Source organism: Actinomadura fibrosa, from assembly GCF_900659615.1.
GTDB lineage: Bacteria > Actinomycetota > Actinomycetes > Streptosporangiales > Streptosporangiaceae > Spirillospora > Spirillospora fibrosa.
In genome coordinates this window covers 1-2,090 of record NZ_CAACUY010000515.1, presented here as the reverse complement: position 1 = coordinate 2,090, position 2,090 = coordinate 1, and the positions used below count along the sequence as shown (strand labels likewise).

Genomic DNA, 2,090 nt, shown 5'->3' with positions numbered 1-2,090 from the left:
CGCCCTGCGGGCCCTGCGCGAGCGCGGGCCGTCCCGGCTGGTCCTCGCGGTGCCGGTGGGCGCCGCCGAGACCGTCCGGGCCCTGGAGCCCGAGGCGGACGCCCTGGTGGTGCCCGCGGCGCCCTGGGAGTTCCGCGCGGTCGGCCAGTGGTACCGCGACTTCGGCCAGCTCGCCGACGGCGACGTGATCGCCTGGCTGGACCGCGCGGGCCGCGCGGCCGGTTGAGCGACCGCCGAATGGACCGTGTGAATTTCCATGAAAAAGCCCCGCGGTGACGCGTCGTGCGGTAAAAGCGGGCCCGCGCGGGAAAATCCGGTGGCCGCTGTCACCGAGCTGTGACGCACATGTGACGAAGCCGTGCGCGCCCGGGCCCGCGGATCGGGGCCCGGGCAACGCAAACGGCCCCGCGGAGGCGGGGCCGTGACGTTTTTCGGTGGCGTGCCGGGGTGCGCGACGAGAGCGTTGTGACGGCCTGGCCGGCCTGTCAGGCGGCGTTGGCGCGACGCATCCGGCGACGGCGCTCGGATGCGCGCTCGTCTTCGTTGAGACCGCCCCACGTGCCGTACTTCTCGGGCCTGGACACGGCGTAGTCCAGGCACTCCGAGCGGACCGGACAGCCCATGCAGATCTGCTTCGCCTTGCGCTCGCGGATCTCACGTTCGGGCTGGCGCTCGCCGTCGGGACCGAAGAAGAGGACGAGGTCTTCCCCCCGGCACGCCGCGGCGTCCTGCCAGCCCCAGCTGGGACGAGGGAGGTTTGCCTGCCGACGTACCTGAGCCATGGAACACCCACCTTGATTGGTTTCGAACAATTTCGGGACATGGACGCTCGACATGCTTCGGGTGACATCCGTCAGAAGCGCCGAAAGGTCCAACGTCTGGAGTTGCCGCTCTGTTCCCCGTCCGGTTAGTCCGGAAACCTGGGGTCGTGCGACAGGGAGACCCTCGAATGGGGCCTCCGAGAGATTACACGAGGGCCGCCTCGTTGAGAAGGGTGAGTTCCCTAACAACGTAGGTCCCGAGGTTCTCCTCGCAGTCCGGGCCGCAGGGGCCCGACTGCTGGACCGCCTCCAGCGCGACCCGGTAACGACATCCCTGTCCGGCGACGAGTGCTTCGTACCGAGATGTCCCTGTGACGGACTCCACTGCGAACGCGTCCACGCCGAGCAGGCCCGTGTGCGCGCGGACGAAGTGCTCGGCCGCCTGCGCCGGCTCGGGCAGCCCCGCCCGGCCGCGCAGCCGGTCGAGGACCACCTCGCCCCGGAGGTAGGCGTCCACGGCCGCGACGGCCTCGGTCTCGCCGAGGTCGCCGTAGTAGATCCCATGAGGAAGACACACCAGGTTCGCTGCATATCGATCGCCGCCGACGTGGGTGGTTTCCCAGACAAGGCGGTCGAAACGCGCATTCAGGGCGCGTGCCAGCGGCGCGCCGGTGCGGGCGCAGCAGGCGTTGCGGCGCCCGTGCGTGCAGACGAGGAGGACGGGCTCGGTCACCGGCTCGCCGAAGCCCGGCCGCCGCCCCGCCGCCAGCGCGCCGAGGTCGAGGTCGGCGAGCTCGGCCGGGTCGGCGAGCTCGCGCCCCTCGGCCCAGACGTCGTCCCCGGCCGACCAGGCGGCGAAGACCTGGAGCGGCGGGATCCCGCGGCGCCGCCCCGGGCGGCGGATGAGCTGCGGCCGGACGCCCGCGGCCTGCGCGGCGCGCACGGCCGCCGCGATCGGTGCCGGGCCGGCCAGCCGCTCGACGCGCTCCGGCCAGGGGCCGGGATGCTCGACGAGCAGCCAGGCGCGCGCCTTCGTCGTCGCGCTCGCCAGGCACGGCCGCTCGCCGCTGTGGCTTCCCGGGCAGTGCCCGCAGCCCTTGCCGCGCGTCACGGATCCCCCCAGCCGATCGGAATGGGCAATTAGGTTAGGGTAACCTAACACTTCCCGGACGGCCAGCGAGGTGACGGTCGTCATACCGGCGAGTCGATCAACATTTACCCCGGCGCGGTGCTGGTCAGAGCGTTATAGGGCACTTCACCGGGGTTTGTCGGGCCGGGCGTGTCGCCCGGCCGGCGCCGGTCCCGCGAGCGGCGATCCGGCCAGCAGGG

The 2,090-nt window shown here is 72.2% G+C and carries 2 protein-coding genes and 1 pseudogene; 1 reads left to right on the top strand and 2 read right to left on the bottom strand.

Annotated features, from left to right (window positions below; genetic code table 11):
- Positions 1-226: pseudogene (locus tag E1300_RS51160) on the top strand (phosphoribosyltransferase); the annotation flags it as partial.
- Between the two features lie 259 nt (positions 227-485).
- On the opposite strand, the gene E1300_RS49260 reads toward E1300_RS51160, so the two are convergent.
- Together E1300_RS49260 and E1300_RS49255 are read right to left on the bottom strand one after the other, a co-directional pair.
- Positions 486-782, bottom strand: a complete 297-nt coding sequence (locus E1300_RS49260) for a WhiB family transcriptional regulator (RefSeq protein ID WP_081640018.1) — start codon at positions 780-782, stop codon at positions 486-488.
- Between the two features lie 184 nt (positions 783-966).
- Positions 967-1,872 carry a sucrase ferredoxin gene (locus E1300_RS49255; RefSeq protein WP_131764120.1) on the bottom strand — a complete coding sequence of 302 codons (906 nt, stop codon included), beginning with the start codon at positions 1,870-1,872 and terminating at the stop codon, positions 967-969.
- Positions 1,873-2,090: the final 218 nt, after the last annotated feature.